The organism is Nocardia sp. NPDC003963 (assembly GCF_053605105.1).
In genome coordinates this window covers 197,484-214,017 of the sequence record NZ_JBSGIP010000007.1, presented here as the reverse complement: position 1 = coordinate 214,017, position 16,534 = coordinate 197,484, and the positions used below count along the sequence as shown (strand labels likewise).

The 16,534-nt window shown below is 68.7% G+C and carries 17 protein-coding genes; 6 read left to right on the top strand and 11 right to left on the bottom strand.

All coding sequences use genetic code 11. The features are described from left to right. Positions 1 to 141 precede the first annotated feature (141 nt). The 3 genes from glgP to ACWEWT_RS16670 all read left to right on the top strand — a co-directional run bounded on the left by glgP (position 142) and on the right by ACWEWT_RS16670 (position 4,938). Positions 142 to 2,682 carry an alpha-glucan family phosphorylase gene (gene glgP / locus ACWEWT_RS16680; RefSeq protein ID WP_452559814.1) on the top strand — a complete coding sequence of 847 codons (2,541 nt, stop codon included), beginning with the start codon at positions 142 to 144 and terminating at the stop codon, positions 2,680 to 2,682. A gap of 257 nt (positions 2,683 to 2,939) precedes the next feature. After that, complete coding sequence (locus ACWEWT_RS16675; protein ID WP_452559812.1) at positions 2,940 to 4,301, top strand: NCS2 family permease; 1,362 nt, start codon at positions 2,940 to 2,942, stop codon at positions 4,299 to 4,301. A gap of 94 nt (positions 4,302 to 4,395) precedes the next feature. After that, positions 4,396 to 4,938 carry a DoxX family protein gene (locus tag ACWEWT_RS16670; RefSeq protein ID WP_452559811.1) on the top strand — a complete coding sequence of 181 codons (543 nt, stop codon included), beginning with the start codon at positions 4,396 to 4,398 and terminating at the stop codon, positions 4,936 to 4,938. Positions 4,939 to 5,146: 208 nt separating this feature from the next. On the opposite strand, the gene ACWEWT_RS16665 is transcribed toward ACWEWT_RS16670, so the two are convergent. After that, entirely contained in the window at positions 5,147 to 7,189 is a 2,043-nt protein-coding gene (locus ACWEWT_RS16665; protein ID WP_452559809.1) for an ATP-dependent DNA helicase, read from the bottom strand. 128 nt (positions 7,190 to 7,317) lie between these two features. Between ACWEWT_RS16665 and ACWEWT_RS16660 the strand changes: the two genes are divergently transcribed. From ACWEWT_RS16660 to ACWEWT_RS16650, 3 genes are all read left to right on the top strand, one after another. After that, the gene (locus tag ACWEWT_RS16660) at positions 7,318 to 8,193 is read left to right on the top strand and encodes an oxidoreductase (protein WP_452559808.1); all 876 of its coding nucleotides are present in this window, start codon (positions 7,318 to 7,320) and stop codon (positions 8,191 to 8,193) included. A gap of 74 nt (positions 8,194 to 8,267) precedes the next feature. Beyond that, entirely contained in the window at positions 8,268 to 8,798 is a 531-nt protein-coding gene (locus tag ACWEWT_RS16655; RefSeq protein ID WP_452559806.1) for a transcriptional regulator, read from the top strand. Between the two features lie 65 nt (positions 8,799 to 8,863). After that, positions 8,864 to 9,163: a DUF3817 domain-containing protein gene (locus tag ACWEWT_RS16650; RefSeq protein WP_452559823.1), complete on the top strand. Its 300-nt coding sequence runs from the start codon at positions 8,864 to 8,866 to the stop codon at positions 9,161 to 9,163. Positions 9,164 to 9,178: 15 nt separating this feature from the next. On the opposite strand, the gene rdgB is transcribed toward ACWEWT_RS16650, so the two are convergent. From rdgB to clpS, 10 genes are all read right to left on the bottom strand, one after another. Further along, the gene (rdgB, locus tag ACWEWT_RS16645) at positions 9,179 to 9,787 is read right to left on the bottom strand and encodes an RdgB/HAM1 family non-canonical purine NTP pyrophosphatase (RefSeq protein WP_452559805.1); all 609 of its coding nucleotides are present in this window, start codon (positions 9,785 to 9,787) and stop codon (positions 9,179 to 9,181) included. Continuing rightward, a complete protein-coding gene (gene rph / locus ACWEWT_RS16640; RefSeq protein ID WP_452559804.1) occupies positions 9,787 to 10,560 on the bottom strand; it encodes a ribonuclease PH in 774 nt (257 codons plus the stop codon). The genes rdgB and rph overlap by 1 nt, the downstream gene beginning before the upstream one ends. Before the next feature lie 112 nt (positions 10,561 to 10,672). Next, complete coding sequence (locus ACWEWT_RS16635) at positions 10,673 to 11,437, bottom strand: cyclic nucleotide-degrading phosphodiesterase (RefSeq protein ID WP_452559802.1); 765 nt, start codon at positions 11,435 to 11,437, stop codon at positions 10,673 to 10,675. Positions 11,438 to 11,506: 69 nt separating this feature from the next. Beyond that, positions 11,507 to 12,226: a rhomboid family intramembrane serine protease gene (locus tag ACWEWT_RS16630; RefSeq protein ID WP_452559800.1), complete on the bottom strand. Its 720-nt coding sequence runs from the start codon at positions 12,224 to 12,226 to the stop codon at positions 11,507 to 11,509. 271 nt (positions 12,227 to 12,497) lie between these two features. Continuing rightward, positions 12,498 to 13,460 (bottom strand): PLP-dependent cysteine synthase family protein, encoded by a 963-nt coding sequence (locus ACWEWT_RS16625; RefSeq protein ID WP_452559798.1) that lies wholly within the window; start codon positions 13,458 to 13,460, stop codon positions 12,498 to 12,500. A 5-nt stretch (positions 13,461 to 13,465) separates the two neighbouring features. Then, complete coding sequence (locus ACWEWT_RS16620) at positions 13,466 to 13,744, bottom strand: MoaD/ThiS family protein (RefSeq protein ID WP_452559796.1); 279 nt, start codon at positions 13,742 to 13,744, stop codon at positions 13,466 to 13,468. A 50-nt stretch (positions 13,745 to 13,794) separates the two neighbouring features. Beyond that, the gene (locus ACWEWT_RS16615) at positions 13,795 to 14,217 is read right to left on the bottom strand and encodes a Mov34/MPN/PAD-1 family protein (protein ID WP_452559794.1); all 423 of its coding nucleotides are present in this window, start codon (positions 14,215 to 14,217) and stop codon (positions 13,795 to 13,797) included. Between the two features lie 113 nt (positions 14,218 to 14,330). Beyond that, the gene (locus tag ACWEWT_RS16610) at positions 14,331 to 15,392 is read right to left on the bottom strand and encodes a P1 family peptidase (RefSeq protein WP_452559792.1); all 1,062 of its coding nucleotides are present in this window, start codon (positions 15,390 to 15,392) and stop codon (positions 14,331 to 14,333) included. Then, positions 15,389 to 15,958 carry an oxidative stress transcriptional regulator AosR gene (gene aosR / locus ACWEWT_RS16605; protein ID WP_452559791.1) on the bottom strand — a complete coding sequence of 190 codons (570 nt, stop codon included), beginning with the start codon at positions 15,956 to 15,958 and terminating at the stop codon, positions 15,389 to 15,391. The genes ACWEWT_RS16610 and aosR overlap by 4 nt, the downstream gene beginning before the upstream one ends. A 21-nt stretch (positions 15,959 to 15,979) precedes the next feature. Then, positions 15,980 to 16,342 (bottom strand): ATP-dependent Clp protease adapter ClpS, encoded by a 363-nt coding sequence (gene clpS, locus ACWEWT_RS16600; protein WP_452559789.1) that lies wholly within the window; start codon positions 16,340 to 16,342, stop codon positions 15,980 to 15,982. Positions 16,343 to 16,534 lie beyond the last annotated feature (192 nt).

The following is a 16,534-nucleotide window of genomic DNA, read 5'->3' as shown; positions in this document are numbered from 1 at the left end:
GGCGGGGCCCGCCCCGGTTCTGGAGCGACGTAGCGAAGGAGCGCAGCGACTGAGCGAAGGAGTGAAGAACCGGGGTTAATAGGGCCCCGCCCCGCCCCGCCGAAGGCGGGGCAAATAAACACAGCCAATAAGCTCACCCGGATGAAGGCACTGCGTCGGTTCACCGTCCGCGCCCACCTGCCGGAGCGTCTGGCCGCGCTGGGCGAACTCTCGACGAATCTGCGCTGGTCGTGGCACGGTCCGACGCAGGATGTGTTCGCCGCGCTGGACCCGGACCGGTGGGAGGAGATCGGGCACGACCCGGTTCGGATGCTGGGGGAGGTGCCGCCGGAGCGGCTGGAGACACTCGCCGGGGACGCCGAGTTCTGTGGGCGGGTCGATGCGGTGGCGGCCGATCTGCGGGCCTATCTGGATCGGCCGGTCGCCGATTTCGGGGTGCGCGGGATCGCCTACTTCTCGATGGAGTTCGGGGTGACCGAGGTGCTGCCCAACTATTCGGGTGGGCTCGGGATCCTGGCCGGCGATCATCTGAAGGCGGCGTCGGATCTCGGGTTGCCGTTGATCGCGGTGGGGCTGTTGTATCGGTCGGGGTACTTCCGGCAGTCGCTGACCGCCGACGGCTGGCAGGCGGAGCGGTATCCGGCGCTGGATCCGCAGGGCCTGCCGTTGCGGTTGCTGACCGCGGATTCGTCGCCGGTGCTGGTGCATGTGGCGATGCCGGGCCGGCGGGTGCTGACGGCGCGGGTGTGGATCGCGCAGGTGGGGCGGGTGCCACTGCTACTGCTGGATTCCGATATCGCGGCCAACGATCCGGCGCTGCGGTCGGTGACCGACCGGCTCTACGGCGGCGATCAGGAACACCGGATCGAGCAGGAGATCCTCGCCGGTATCGGCGGGGTGCGGGCGGTGCGGGCCTATACCGCGGCGGCGGGTCTCGACGGGCCCGAGGTCTTCCATATGAACGAGGGGCACGCGGGGTTCCTCGGTCTGGAACGGATCCGTGAGTACCTGGCCGCCGGGCACGATTTCGATACCGCCCTGGCCGCGGTGCGCGCGGGCACGGTGTTCACCACGCATACCCCGGTTCCGGCCGGGATCGATCGGTTCCCGGTCTCGCTGGTCCACCGGTATTTCGGTGGGTCGTCGGGGGAAGCGGAGTCGCCGTTGCTGCCCGGGATCGGGGTGGATCGGATCATCGCGCTCGGCCGGGAAGCCGATCCCACGGTGTTCAATATGGCCCATATGGGGTTGCGGCTGGCCCAGCGCGCGAACGGCGTCTCGCGGCTGCACGGGTCGGTGAGCCGCGAAATGTTCAACCCGCTGTGGCCGGGTTTCGATGCCGCCGAGGTGCCGATCGGGTCGGTGACCAACGGTGTGCATGCCCCGACCTGGGCGGCCCGGGAATGGGGGGAACTGCTCGATACCGCCGACTGCCCGCGGGTGTGGGAGCGGATGGGTGAGCTGGAGCCGGAGCGGCTCTGGCGGATCCGGGCGTCTCTGCGCGCGAAGCTGGTCGGGGAAGTACGGCGGCGGTTGCGGGAGTCGTGGCGGCAGCGCGGAGCCGCCGATGCCGAACTGAACTGGGTGGATTCGGTATTCGACCCGGAGGTCCTGACCGTCGGGTTCGCCCGCCGGGTGCCGACCTACAAGCGTCTGACCCTGATGCTGCGCGATCCGCACCGGCTTCGGGATCTGCTGCTGGACCCGGACCGGCCGGTGCAGTTGGTGGTGGCCGGGAAGAGTCATCCGGCGGATGAGGGCGGTAAGGCACTGATCCAGCAGGTGGTGCGGTTCGCCGACGATCCGGCGGTGCGGCACCGGATCGTGTTCCTGCCCGACTACGACATGTCCATGGCCCGGTTTCTGTACTGGGGTTGTGATGTGTGGCTGAACAATCCGCTGCGTCCGCTGGAGGCGTGCGGTACCTCCGGTATGAAGTCGGCGCTCAACGGTGGCCTGAACCTGTCGATCCTGGACGGTTGGTGGGACGAGATGTTCGACGGCGAGAACGGGTGGGCGATCCCGACCGCCGACGGGGTCGCCGACGAGGAACGCCGCGACGATCTGGAGGCGACCGCGCTCTACGAGTTGATGGAGCGGACGGTCGCACCGCATTTCTACGATCGCGGTGTGGACGGGATACCGGCGCGCTGGGTGGAGATGGTGCGCCACACCCTGCACACCCTCGGGCCGAAGGTACCGGCGGACCGGATGGTGCGCGAGTACGCCGAGCGGTACTACGCGCCGGCGGCCGCGGCCTACCGCCGGGTCACCGAGGCGGATCTGCGGGGTGCGCGGGAAGTCGCGGAGTACCGCAGGCGGGTGGAGGAAGCGTGGCCGGGTGTGCGGGTGGTGCAGGTGGACGCGGCAGGTCTGCCGGACACACCGGTGATCGGGGCGCGGCTGTCGTTGACCGCGCGGGTGGATCTCGGCGGTCTGCGTCCCGGCGATGTCACGGTCGAGGCGGTCCTGGGCCGGGTTTCGCCCGAGGACGATCTCTCCGATACGACCGCCGTCTCGATGTCGTCGGCCGGCCGGGAGTCCGCCGACTCGGCGCTCGAGGTGTTCACCGCCGATACCCCGGTCCCGCTGTCCGGCGCGGTCGGCTACACGGTCCGGGTGCTGCCGTCCCACGATCTGCTCGCGACGCCCGCCGAACTGGGCCGGGTGGTGAACGCCTGAGCGATCCCGACGGTGGCGACTTCGGTTCGTAACAGCGATCGGATACCGTTCCACACTGGCGCTGCCGGGCGCCGGACCTCCCGCTGTGTACTGCGCGACCACCAGCCGGGGCGTATGGGGCTGTCGCCTTCCGGTTCGGGTCCGGCACGTACACGCCGGGTACCGGCCGGAGTGGTGCCCGGCGAGTTCCTGCCGGACTCCGGTCCGCTGTTCGCCCGCATACGGGCGGATATCCTGTCCAGCCGACTGGAGGTCCCATGGCCACCGATCTCATGACCCGGACCCGCGGGCGGATCGATACGTATTTCGCCGTCGGGGTGCACGGTTCGACCATGCGCCGCGAACTCATGGCGGGAACGGTGACGTTCCTGGCCATGTGCTACGTGCTGGCGGTGAATCCGTCCATCCTGGGTGATCAGGGTCCGCTCGGCGAGTTGGGCATCCCGACCCAGGCGGTGTTCACCGCGACGGCCGTCTCGGCGGTAGCCGGTTCCCTGGTGATGGGATTGTGGGCGCGCTATCCGATCGCGCTGGCGCCGGGGATGGGCCTGAACGCGTTCTTCGCGTTCTCCGTGGTGCTGGGTATGGGAATTCCGTGGCAGGTCGCGCTGTCGGGCACCTTCCTGTCCGGTGTGATCTTCTTCGTGCTGGCGGTGACCAGGATCCGGGAGAAGATCCTCAACGCGATCCCGTTGCAGTTGAAGCTGGCGGTCGCGGCCGGGGTCGGCGTATTCGTGGCATTTCTCGGATTCAAGAACGCCGGCATCGTGGTCGACAGTGACGCGACGCTGGTGAAACTCGGCGACTTCACCCAGGGCACGACTGTGCTGGCGTTGTTCGGCCTGGTGGTGACGGTGATCTTCCTGGTGCGGGGCTGGCACGGGGCGGTGTTGTACGGGATCGTGCTGACCGCGGTGGTCGGGATGTTCGCCGGACTGGTGGATGTGCCCGACGGCGTCGCCGCGCTGCCGCGCGGTCTGGACGAGACCTTCGGGCAGGCGATCATCCATCTGCCCGACGCGTTCACCGCGCAGATGGCCGTGGTGGTCCTGACCATGCTGTTCGTCGATTTCTTCGACGCATCGGGAACCCTGATCGGAGTCGCCAACCAGGCCGGCCTGCTGAACAGTAAAGGGGAGTTGCCGCGGGCCGCGAGCGCGTTGTCCGCCGATGCGGTGGGCACCATGGCGGGGGCGGTGATCGGTACCTCCACGACCACGGCCTATGTGGAATCGACAGCCGGGGTCTCGGCGGGCGGTAGGACCGGGCTCACCGCCGTGGTGACCGCCGCCTGGTTCGCGGTGGCGATGTTCTGCTATCCGATCTTCGCGGTGGTGGCGGGTTCGGGTGCGGTGACGGCGGCCGCGCTGATCGTGGTCGGGGTGCTCATGGCTCGGTCACTGGGGGATATCGACTGGACCCGGTTGGAGTTCGCGGTTCCGGCGTTCATCACCATTGTGATGATGCCGCTGACGTATTCGATCGCGAACGGCCTGGCCATGGGCATGATCTTCTACCCGGTGGTGATGGTGGCCCGCGGCCGGTTCCGCGAGGTGCATCCGGTGATGTGGGTGCTGACGCTGATCTTCCTGAGCTACTTCTTCTTCCTGGCGGAATAGCCGAGGACCTGGTTGGCTACCGGTATCGGAAAGAACAGGACTTCGGTCCGTTTGTTTCCGTGGCTAACTATCCGGATAGGAATGAGGGGTTCTCATGACCGTCGACTCGACGTCGGTCCGTACCGCCGTTCCGGCGAGCACGGACCGGAATTTATCCTCCGATATCGGCCTGCTGATCCTGCGGGTGGTGTTCGGCCTGCTGTTGGCCGCGCACGGTAGCCAGAAACTCTTCGGCTGGTTCGACGGGCCGGGCCTGCGAGCCAACAACGCCGCTTTCGAACATATGGGATTCAATCCCGGCGACTTCTTCGGCACGCTGGCCGGGCTCTGCGAATCCGTGGGTGGACTGCTGCTGGCGCTGGGCGCGCTGTCCCCGCTGGGCGCGGCCATCGTACTGGGCACCACCATCGTCATCATCAATACGACTTTCAGCGGCGGGCTGCTCACCGGCCACGGCTACGAGACGGGTCTGCTCTACGCGACCGGCGCGGCCACCCTGGCGTTCACCGGGCCGGGCCGCTTCTCGGTGGACGGCAATCGTCCGTGGGCGCGTGGCGGAGTGGTCTGGGGTGCGATCGCGGTGGCGGTCGCCGTGGTCGCCGCGGTGCTCACCCTGATCTTCAAGAGCGCGCTCTGAGCTTTCGGTAGTGGCACGGCGGCCCCGGGGTCCGGCGCGCTCAGCGCCGTCACGAGCTTCCGGGAACAGCGTCGGGCCCCGGCCGTAAGTGCCGGCAAATCCGGCGCCGGTGCCCATCCATACGTCGGGGACCGGCGTTCCGGGCGGGCCGCCGCGCGCCGGCACAGTGCGCTGGTCCGCATGTCGTCTTCCGCGAACGAAGGTCCGGTCAGACTGTGGCGGCCGCGGACAGGCGCCGCAACGCCTCGGCCACTACCGCCGGGTCGGCCGTCTCCCAATACGGAGGCAGCGACGCCCGCAGGAATCCGCCGTAGCGCGCGGTGGCCAGGCGGGGGTCGAGGATGGCCACGACCCCGCGGTCGTCGACACTGCGCAGCAACCGCCCCGTGCCCTGGGCGAGCAGGAGCGCCGCGTGACTCGCGGCAACCGTGAGGAATCCGTTGCCCCCGCGCGATTCGACGGCCCGCTGCCGGGCCGCCAGCAGCGGATCGTCGGGCCGGGGAAACGGGATACGGTCCAGGATCACCAGGCTCAACGACGGGCCGGGGACATCCACGCCCTGCCAGAGCGAAAGAGTCCCGAAGAGCGAGGTTTCCGGATCGTCGGCGAATTTCCGTACCAGGGCGCCGGTCGAGTCCTCACCCTGGCACAGGATAGGGGTGTCCAGGCGTTTGCGCAGTACCTCGGTGGCGGCCTTGGCGGCCCGCATGGAGGAGAAGAGTCCGAGCGTACGCCCGCCCGCGGCGCCGACCAGGCGCTCGATCTCGTCGAGGTAGGCCGGCGGTAGTCCGTCGCGGCCCGGTGCCGGTAGATGCTGGGCGACGTAGAGGATCCCGGATTTGGCGTGATCGAACGGCGAACCGACGTCCAGCGAGGTCCAGCGCACGGTATCGGCATCGCTGGGCGCCTCCGCGCTGTTGGCCGTCGCGGTATCCACCCGGCCGCCGGATCGGGGTGGCAGACCCCAGGTGCGGGCGAGACCGTCGAAGTTGCCGCCGATCTGCAGGGTTGCCGAAGTGAGGACAACCGTTGCCGCGCCGAATAATTGGCTGCGCAGCAGACCGCCCACGGCCAAGGGTGCCATCCGCAGCGTACGACGGGGGACGCCGCGGATCTCGTCCGCCGACAGCCACACCACATCCCGGCGCACGGCCGGATCGGGTTCGTCGAAGGCGGTGAGTGCGCGGACCGCGCTGTCGTGGATCTCCTCCACCCCGGCGACGGCCATGTTCCGGCCGGCGGCGGCTTCTGGGTCGTTACCCTGATTGCCCTGCGGATTGAGCGCGGTGCGGGCGTTCCAGGCGGCGTCCCGGATCAGCGCCAGCACCCCGGCGACACCCTCCGGCATGGTGTCCCAGCGGGTCGGGGGCAGTTCGTCGAGCAAGGTGTGCCAGGATTCGGCCGCCTCCTCGAGCCGATCGACCTCCCGCTCGTCGATGAGTTTCGCGCAGCGCCGGGCGGCAGCGCTGATGGCGGTGGCGGACAGTTCGGCAGTCGCGATCCCGGTCACCCGGTCGACCAGTTCGTGGGCCTCGTCCACCACCACCAGATCGTGTTCGGGCAGGACCTGTACACCACTGATGGCGTCGATCGCGAGGAGGGCGTGGTTGGTGACGACGATATCGGCCTGCGCCGATTCGGCCCGCGCCCGTTCCGCGAAACAGTCCTGCCCGAACGGGCAGCGGGATTTGCCGAGGCATTCGCGCGAGGAGACGCTGACCTGCCGCCAGGCCCGGTCGCCGACGCCCGGCGCCAGTTCGTCGCGGTCGCCGGTTTCGGTATCGGAGGCCCATTCGTTGAGCCGTTTCACCTCGCGACCGAGCCGCGAGACCGCGAAGGCGTCGAACAGTTCGGCCTCGGCGGGCTCTTCCGGGATGGCGCTATTGATCTTGTTCAGGCACAGATAGTTGTTGCGCCCCTTGAGGATCGCGAATTCCGGTGTGCGGCCCAGCGGTTTCGTGAGTGCCTGGGCCAGGCGGGGGAGGTCGCGATCCACCAGCTGGCGCTGTAGCGCGATGGTCGCGGTGGAGATCACCACCGTGCGACCGGTGCGTACCGCGTACCGCAGGCTGGGCACCAGATAGGCGAGCGATTTCCCGGTGCCGGTCCCGGCCTGCACGGCGAGATGTTCCTTGTTCTGGATGGCGTTGTCCACTGCCGCGGCCATCGTCATCTGCCCCGGGCGTTCCTTACCGCCGAGCGCGGTGACAGCGGTCGCCAGCAGGTCTGATACGGGCGGGAGTTCGGGCACTCGGGCAGCCTACTGCGCCGTACCGACAGCTGTGCGCCCAGTCGCGAACCGGGCCTGTCCTTCCCGTGCGGCACCGGAGACCCGTTTCGCTACTTCCCACCGATCTTACTCGGAAGTAAGGTCGGATCATGGCGTGGAAACCTGATCAGATTGCCGACCAGCGCGGGCGCACCTTCGTAGTCACCGGGGCCAACGGCGGGCTCGGTGCCGAGACCACCAAGGTACTCGCCGGGAAAGGGGCAACCGTGGTGCTGGCCTGCCGGAACACCGAGAAGGCGCAGCAGGTCGCCGATTCCATCGGCGGTGATCTCCGGGTCCGCCGGCTGGATCTGGCCGATCTGTCCTCGATCCGGGAATTCGCCGACGCGACAGGCGAATTCGATGTGCTCGTGAACAACGCGGGCTTGATGAATGTGCCGTTCTCACGGACCGTAGACGGATTCGAAACCCAGTTCGGGGTGAACCACCTCGGACACTTCGCGCTGACCGGGCTGCTGCTGGACCGGATGCGCGACCGGGTGGTGACGCTGGCCAGTATCGCGCACAAGCAGACCCCGAAGTTCTGGGTCGACGACCTGAACTACGAGCACCGGCGCTACCAGCGCAATCTGGCCTACGCTCAGGCCAAACTGTCCAACCTGATGTTCGCGCGCGAACTCCAGCGCCGGCTGGCGGCGGCCGGGTCGGCGAAACGCTCCTACGGGGTGCATCCGGGTGTATCGGCCACCGAACTGTTCACCCGCACCGAGACCCCGCTGGACTGGGTCAGCAAACCGGTCATCAGACTGGTCGGCCACGCTCCGGCGAAGGCCGCGCATTCGACCCTCTTCGCCGCGACCACTCCGGATGCCGACCCGGATACGTACTGGGGCCCGACCCGGCTGTTCCAGTCGCAGGGGCCGGTGGAAGCGTCTCCGTCGACCCGCCTGTCCAAGAACACCGAGCTGTGGCAGCGGCTGTGGGCGGAATCCGAGCGCCTCACCGGGGTCTTCTACAAGTTCTGACCGGCACCGATACCGGCTGCCGCGATACCCACCTCACACTACGGTCCGTGTAGTAGACGGGTACCGTGGTAGCCGTGTCCGCAACACCCCGCCGTACCGTGCACCGCCCGGCCCTGATCGTCATGGTGGTCGTGCTGGCCTCGGCCGCGCTGGCTCTGGGCTGGTGGCAGTGGGAGCGGTTCTCCTCGGCGAGCGGTACCGCGCAGAATCTCGGGTACGCGCTGCAATGGCCGCTGTTCGCGGGGTTCGCGTTGTACGCCTACTTCCGGTTCGTGCGGTTGGAAGAAGAGTCCGGCAGTGCGGGAGAGCCCACGTCCGCGGATACCCCGGCCGGATCCGCGGGCCGCGGATCGGAGGCCGGGTCCGGCTCCGGCGCATCCCGATCGCGTGCGAAGACCGGACTGTTCGCCATCCGTCGCAGCGTGCCGGCGTACGCGCCGCGTGAGATCCCGGCCGGTTTCCTGCCCGAACGTCCGCGTGCGACCCGGGACGACGACCCCGTGCTCGCCGAATACAACAGCTACCTGGCCCGTCTGAACACCGATGACGGCGTCGCGGGCCGCCCGGCGGGCGCGGCCCGCGATACCGAGAGGAGCGCGGGTTGACCGCGAGCGAGAACGCCACCACCGCACCCGAGGCCGGCCCCGCCGCGCCCACCGGCGACCGGCGGATCGCCGGGGCGCTGCTGCGCTACCGCGTCCTGGCCTGGGTCACCGGCCTGTGGCTGTTGTTCCTCACCGCCGAGATGGTCGCCAAATACGGGTTCGGCGTGGATACGCCGAGCTGGATCGCGGTGGTGCACGGCTGGGCGTACTTCATCTACCTGATCCTCACCGCGGATCTTGCGGTGAAGGTCCGCTGGCCGATCAAGCGCACCGTCGGCACCCTGCTCGCGGGCACGATCCCGCTGCTGTCGTTCTTCGTGGAGCACCGCAACACTCAGCAGGTGAAGCGGGACTTCGGGGTCTGATCCGATCGGGCCGCGTCAGCCCGCCAGCGCCGAGAGCGCCGGGAGCAACTGGGCCAGGGCACGACCGCGATGTGAGGCCGCGTCCTTCTCGGCCGGGCTGAGCTGGGCGGCGCTGAGTTCTCCGCCGTCGGGGCGGAACAGCGGGTCGTAGCCGAAACCGCCGTCACCCTGCGGCTCCCGGGCGAGAGTCCCCGGCCATTCACCCCGCACCACGATCTCCGCACCGGCCGGGATCACCAGCGCGCACGCGGAGACGAAACTGGCGCCGCGCCGCTCGTCCGGTGTATCGGAGAGCTGCGCCAGCAGCAGCGTGTTGTTCGCGGCGTCGTCGCCGTGGCGGCCCGACCAGCGCGCCGACAGCACCCCCGGCATCCCGTTGAGCGCGTCGACCGCGATCCCGGAATCGTCGGCGATGCACGGCAACCGCGTCGCACGTGCCCCGTCGCGTGCCTTGGCCAGCGCGTTCTCCTCGAAGGTCGCGCCTGTCTCAGGGGCCTCCGGGTACTCCGGCACATCGTCGAGTCCGACGATCTCCAGGCCGGCCACGCCGGCCTCGGCCAGGATGCGGCGCAGTTCGGTCAATTTCTTGGCATTGCGACTGGCGAGCAGGACCCGGCGCGCCATCACTTCTTCTTCGAGTTCTCGGCGGCCTCCGGCAGCACACCCGGATAGGGCAGGGCCAGCGCTTCCTTCTGCACAGTGAACAACCGCTCGCATCCGGCCAAGGCCGAGTCGAGCAGTTTGTCGAGGGTGGACCGCGGGAAGGTCGCGCCCTCACCGGTGCCCTGGATCTCCACCAGGGTTCCGGTATCGGTGGCCACCACATTCATATCGACCTCGGCGCGGGAATCCTCCTCGTAGGGAAGGTCGAGCCGGACCCGGCCGTCCACCACACCGACACTCACCGCGGCGATTCCGCAGGAGATCGGCTGCGGATCGGCCAGCCCACCGGCCGCGCCGAGATAGGTGACCGCATCCGCCAATGCCACGTACGCGCCCGTGATCGCGGCGGTCCGGGTGCCGCCGTCGGCCTGCAGTACATCGCAGTCGACGGCGATGGTGTTCTCGCCGATAGCGGCGAGATCGATACAGGCCCGCAGGGAACGGCCGACCAGCCGGCTGATCTCCTGGGTGCGTCCGCCGATCTTCCCCTTGACCGATTCCCGGCCGCTGCGGGTATGCGTGGCGGCCGGGAGCATCGCGTACTCGGCGGTGAGCCAGCCGAGACCCGAGTCGCGCCGCCACGGTGGCACACCCTCGGTGACGCTGGCCGTGCACATCACCCGGGTCTGCCCGAACTCCACCAGCACCGAACCCGCCGGATGCGTGGTGAAGCCTCGAGTTATCCGTACCTCGCGGAGTTCGTCGTCCGCCCTGCCATCGGCTCGTCTCGACACGGGCTCAGCGTAGTGGGGTACCTGTGCCGGGATATGCCTGGGGGCCTGGCCTACCCCGCGTGTTCGCTACGGCTGTGCGCTGATCGCGGATGGGTTCCGGCCGACCGGACGGTCAGAGTTCGAAGCCCTCACCGGGTGTCACCGCGTGCACCGGTCCGGCGAACTCGGCCTTGGCCTCGGCGATGACATCTTCGCGGGAGGTCCACGGCGGGATATGGGTGAGCAGCAGTTCGCCGACGCCGGCCTCCGCGGCGATCCGGCCGGCTTCGGTGCCCGAGAGATGGATACCGGCGGGACGATTTGCGGGATCGTGGGTCCACGAGGCTTCGGCCATGAGAACGTCCGCGTCCCGGGCGAGTTCCTGGACCGCCGGACAGACCGCGGTATCGCCCGTGTAGACGAAGACGCGCCCTGTCGCGGTGACGATCCGCAGCCCGTAGGACTCCGGCGGGTGGAACATCCGCCGGGCGGTGATGGTGTGCCCTGGCCCGAACTCCACCGTCTCGCCCTCGGCCCACCGGCGGAAATCGATCACATCGGACCAGTCGTCGCATTCCCCGCCGACCTCGGCCGAGGCGTTGCCGATCCGCAGCGGCGCGTCCGAGGGGCCGCGCACGATCGCTCGTCCGCTGGGAGGAGTGGGGTGGTAGCGCCGCCACACGAGGAGCCCGGGAAGGTCCAGGCAGTGGTCGGCGTGCAGATGAGTGAGGAAGATGTCGACCTCACCCGGATCGGCGAAACGCTGCAGCGCACCGAGGATGCCCGGACCGAAATCGATGACGACCGGCGACATATCCGGACCGGTCAGCAGATAACCCGACGCTGGGGAATCCGGGCCGGACACACTGCCCGAGCACCCGAGGACGGTGAGGCGCATGTCACCATGCTGCCACGATGTTTCCCGATTCAAGACAGCATCCCCCGAAAATACTGGCCGCACCCGCGGTCACCGGGGTGGCGCGAGTGGCCCGGTGCGGAGTTGACGGCGGTGTCGACGTTCATCACTGGAGAGTACCCACCCGGCGAACAGTCCACCCATAGCGCCGAAAAGGTGTCCCTGCCAGGATATTCCGTCCTGACCGGGCAGTACGCCCCACAGCAGCGAGCCGTAGAGGACGCCGACCACCAGCCCGAGCACGATCTGCCCGGGCTGCCGGGCGAACCAGCCGCGGCAGATGAGATAGGTGAGCCAGCCGAACACCAGCGAGGAAGCACCGACGTGCACGGTGCCCTCGCCGCCGGTCAGCCAGGTACCGACCCCGGCGACGATCCAGATGACCGCGGTGGCGGCCAGCCCCCGGCGGATACCGGTGGCGAGGGTCAGGAAGAAGAGGATCAGCACGGGCAGGGTGTTGCCGATCAGATGATCCCAGCCGTGGTGCAGCAGCGGCGCGAAGGCGATCCCGTCGATACCGTCGAATTCGCGGGGTGCGATGCCCAGCGTCCGATCGATGGAGAAATCGATCATCGCGTCGACGGCCTCGATCAGATACAACGCCAGCACGAACACGAGGGTGACGATCCCGGCCTGCGACCAGGTGCGACGGGTCGCGGCGAACCGACCGGTGCCCGGCTTACCGGGTGCCGCGCCACCGCCCTGTTGCGGCCGGAGTGCGGCGATACGGTCGGGGTCGAACGAAGCGCCCAGCGGTGCACCACCGGTCATGATCTCCTCCTCGCACGCACTACTCGACCCAGTGCGCTGTTCCCGAGGGTACCCGGGAGCACGGCACCGATTCCGGCGTCGCCGGTCGAGCGGCCCGTTCGACCAGGGTCTTCACCCCGACAGTCGGTGCAGATCCGGGATGGATCCGCTTCGGGGACGCCGAGCCCGGTTCTGGAGCGACAGAGCGAAGGAGCGCAGCGACTGAGCGTAGGAGTGAAAAACCGGGGTTGATAGGGCCCCGCCCCGCGGCGCCGAAGGCGCCGCCATCAACTCAAGCCCAGAGTTGGCCGTCGAGGCGTTCCTCGGCTTCTTCGAGGGTGCCGTCGTAGGCGCCCGTCGACAGGTATTTCCAGCCCCCGTCGGCGACGACGAAGGCGATATCGGCGCGCCGACCCGCCGCGATCGCCTTACGGGCGACCCCGAGCGCGGCGTGCAGGATCGCACCGGTGGAGATACCGGCGAAGATGCCCTCCTCCAGGACCAGTTCCCGGGTGCGACGGACCGCGTCGTACGGGCCGACGGAGAAACGGCTGGTGAGCACCGATTCGTCGTACAGTTCGGGAATGAAGCCCTCGTCGATGTTGCGCAGGCCGTAGACCAGTTCGCCGTAGCGGGGTTCGGCCGCGACGATCTCGATATTCGGTACCTTCTCGCGCAGGTACCGGCCGGTTCCCATGAGGGTTCCGGTGGTACCCAGCCCGGCCACGAAATGCGTGATCTCGGGCAGATCGGTGAGGATCTCCGGGCCGGTGGTCTCGTAGTGGGCGAGCGCGTTGGCCGGGTTGCCGTACTGGTACAGCATCACCCAGTCGGGGTTCGCGGCCGCGATCTCCTTGGCCTTGGCGACCGCCTGGTTCGACCCGCCCGCGGCCGGGGAGTCGATGATCTCGGCGCCGAACATGGTGAGCAGCTGCCGCCGCTCCACCGAGGTGTTCTCCGGCATGACGCAGATCAGCCGGTATCCCTTCAGTTTGGCCGCCATGGCCAGCGAGATCCCGGTATTGCCGCTGGTGGGTTCCAGGATGGTGCATCCGGGCGTCAACCGGCCTTCGGCTTCGGCCTGCTCGATCATGCGCAGCGCCGGACGGTCCTTGATGGATCCGGTGGGGTTGCGGTCCTCGAGTTTGGCCCACAGCCGCACCGGCTGTTCGCCCTCCCACTGCGGGGACAGGGTGCGCAGTCCGACCAGCGGGGTGTTCCCGAGGGTCGCGATCAGTGACTCGTAGCGTGCCACGGGACTTATCGGGCCCCGCCCGCGACGGCCGGCAGGATCGTGACGGTGGAACCCTCGCCCACCGCGGTTTCCAGTCCGCCGGAGAACCGCACATCCTCGTCGTCGACGTAGATGTTGACGTACCGGTTCAGCTTGCCCTCGTTGAGCAGCCGCTCGGCCAGGCCCGGGTGGTTGGTTTCCAGATCCTCGATCACGGCGGCGAGCGTGGACCCCTTGGCCTCGACGCGCTTCTCGCCTCCGGTGTGGGTGCGCATGATGGTCGGGATGGACACGGTGACCGGCATGGGTGCTGCTCCTCGCTGTGTACTCGGTATGGGTCGGAAAACTGTGGTGGTCAGGCGGTTTCGTAGGCTCCGACGATCCGCACCGGTTCCTCGGTGACTTCGCCGTCGACGATCCGGTAACTGCGCACTTCGTGTTGTTGGGGGTCGCGGGTGGAGATCAGCACGTAGTGGGCGCCGGGTTCGGAGGCGTAGGAGATATCGGTGCGGCTCGGGTAGGCCTCGGTCGCGGTGTGCGAGTGGTAGATGACCACCGGTTCTTCGTCGGCGTCGTCCATGGCCCGCCAGACCTTCAACTGCTCGCCGGAGTCGAAACGATAGAAGGTGGGGGAGCGCTCGGCGTTCGTCATCGCCACGAAACGTTCGGGCCGGTCGGAACCCTCGGGTCCCGCGATGATGCCGCAGGCTTCGTCGGGATGGTCGGCGCGCGCGTGCGCGACCATCGCATCCACCAGGTCGGCCCTGATCACGAGCACAATCGAACCCTTCCACCTCTGGTCACGGCCATCGCCGACCTGTCACTGCCGACAACTGTCGAGGATATTCGGGTATTCCCGGCACTCGACACGGCCCCCGTACGGAGCGCGGATCAGCCCGGGAAGAGCTCGCTGTAGGAGGGGATACCGGCGACGGTGTGTGCGGCGCGGATCCCGTCGACCATCGCGCGTTCCACACAGACCGCGGCGGCGGTGCTCAGGGCATCGAGCAACGGCAGGTCGGCCGGGAAGGCGGCGGGCATTCGTGGACCGTCCGGTGGTTTCGCGGTACCGGTGGCCAGCGCGAAGAAAGTATCGCCGTCGAGCGGGGAGTGGGCCGGGCGTACCGCGCGGGCCAGACCGTCGTGGGCGACGGTGGCCAGCCGGCGGCAGCCCGCCGGATCCAGCGGGGCGTCGGTGGCGACCACGCCGATGGTGGTGTTGAGCACCGTACCTTTCACAGCGAGCGCGTTCGCGGCGGCGAGTTCGGCGGGGGTGCCGGCGCGCAGCCCGAAGAACTCCGGGCCGTCGGTGCCCGCGCCCCACGGGATCCCGGTGCGGGGGTCGAATACCGAGCCGACGGGGTTGGCGACGACCAGCGCGCCCACCGTCACTCCAGCGGCCACGCCGTCGGTGAACTGGATACTGGCGGTTCCGATACCACCTTTGAGGGCACCGGCCTGGGCACCGGTACCGGCGCCGACGCAGCCGCGCAGGAAATCCGGTCCGGCGGCTTCGGTTGCGTGATAGCCGAATTCGGCGGTCGGGCGGGTGTACCAGTCACCGATCGGTAGGTCGAAGATGACGGCACCGGGCACGATCGGCACCACCCGGGCCGGATCCTCGGGCGACATGGGCAGACCCTCGCCGTGCTCCTCGAGCCAGCGCATCACCCCGTCCGCGGCCGCCAGGCCGTAGGCGCTGCCGCCGGTGAGCAGGACCGCGTGTACCTGTCGCACCGTGTTGGCGGGGTCGAGCAGATCGGTTTCCCGGGTGCCGGGCCCGCCGCCGCGTACATCCACCGCCGCGACCGCGCCGCCCGGCGCCCGGACCACGGTGCAACCGGTGGCCGCGCCGGAGCCGCGGATGGCGTCCGGGTCGAGTACCTGGTGGTGGCCGACCAGCAGGCCGGCGACGTCGGTGAGCGCGTTACGCGGTCCGGGGGCGGCGGTCACGGCGCCATCGCCTGCAGTAGGGAGTCCTGCATCCAGGTGAGCCAGTGATAGACGTCCAGATGTGGTGCGCGCGGATCGTCGGGCGGGAACTGTTCGGGCGTGTCGGCGTCGATCTCCAGGACCACCCCGAGGGCCAGCCGCACATCGGTCAGCGCGGTGAGCCAGGAGTCGGCCTCCTCGGGCGTGATCAGGATCTTCCCGCCGTCCTCGGGCAGCGTGTGCAGCACCACCCCCGCCGCGGCCAGTTTCTCGTCGATGATCTCCGGCTCGTGCAGACCGCGCAGGGCGCTGTTCAGATCGGCTCTGTCGGCGTCGGGAGAGCCCGGTTCGGCGCGATGGAATTCGGGCAGCAGCCGGGCCAGTCGCGGATCGTCGGGTGGCGCGGTGTTACCGCTGCGCAGACCGGTGAGGGCGGCGAGCTCGTCCTCGGGTGCCGAGGAGGCGCGTTCACCCAGCAGACCCGAAACCGCTCCGACCAGGGAGCGCAGCACACTGGCTTCGCGCGCATCCATCTCCGACCGCAGTTTGAGACCGCCCAATGAGTTCTTCCGGCTCCATTTACGCACGTCGCTACGGTAACCGTCCGATCAGTCGTCTCGTTGCATGGTCGCCCACAGCCCGGCCGCGTGCAGGCGGCGGACATCCTGTTCCATCTTGTCCCGCGAACCCGACGATACGACCGCTCTGCCCTCGTTGTGCACCTTGAGCATGAGCTCGGTCGCCTTGGCTTTGCTGTAGCCGAACAGCTTCTGGAATATGTAGGCGACGTAGTGCATGAGGTTGACCGGATCGTCCCAGACCACGGTGACCCACGGCCGGTCCTCTGCCTCCAGGATCTCGGTGTACTCCACGGCCTCCGGCGTCGCCTGGGGCGCCGACATCGTGGCGTCGGAGGCACCGAGGAGGACCTCTGCCGTCCATGAAGGGGGTGCGGTGTTGCACAGGGCCATGAAATCAAGGGTACGACTCGAGGAGTAATTCACAACACCCGGAGCAGCAACGATGGGCCCGGCCGGGTCCGTCGTGGCGTCGCGCCCCAGGGGCGACACGCCGTCGCACGTGCTCGGCGCCCGGCGCCGGTCCAGGTGGGCTTCCCCGCGGCGCGCACGGGCTGTTTACAGTGACATCCGTGGACCTGCGCG

Bases quoted from the DNA above. Each gene is read 5' to 3' on its own strand.
- ACWEWT_RS16620 (WP_452559796.1), bottom strand. From the start codon at position 13,744: ATGCCGGTCACCGTGTCCATCCCGACCATCATGCGCACCCACACCGGA.
- glgP (WP_452559814.1), top strand. From the start codon at position 142: ATGAAGGCACTGCGTCGGTTCACCGTCCGCGCCCACCTGCCGGAGCGT.
- rdgB (WP_452559805.1), bottom strand. From the start codon at position 9,787: ATGGCGCGCCGGGTCCTGCTCGCCAGTCGCAATGCCAAGAAATTGACC.
- ACWEWT_RS16630 (WP_452559800.1), bottom strand. From the start codon at position 12,226: ATGACCGGTGGTGCACCGCTGGGCGCTTCGTTCGACCCCGACCGTATC.
- ACWEWT_RS16670 (WP_452559811.1), top strand. From the start codon at position 4,396: ATGACCGTCGACTCGACGTCGGTCCGTACCGCCGTTCCGGCGAGCACG.
- ACWEWT_RS16660 (WP_452559808.1), top strand. From the start codon at position 7,318: ATGGCGTGGAAACCTGATCAGATTGCCGACCAGCGCGGGCGCACCTTC.
- clpS (WP_452559789.1), bottom strand. From the start codon at position 16,342: ATGGCCCTGTGCAACACCGCACCCCCTTCATGGACGGCAGAGGTCCTC.
- ACWEWT_RS16635 (WP_452559802.1), bottom strand. From the start codon at position 11,437: ATGCGCCTCACCGTCCTCGGGTGCTCGGGCAGTGTGTCCGGCCCGGAT.
- ACWEWT_RS16675 (WP_452559812.1), top strand. From the start codon at position 2,940: ATGGCCACCGATCTCATGACCCGGACCCGCGGGCGGATCGATACGTAT.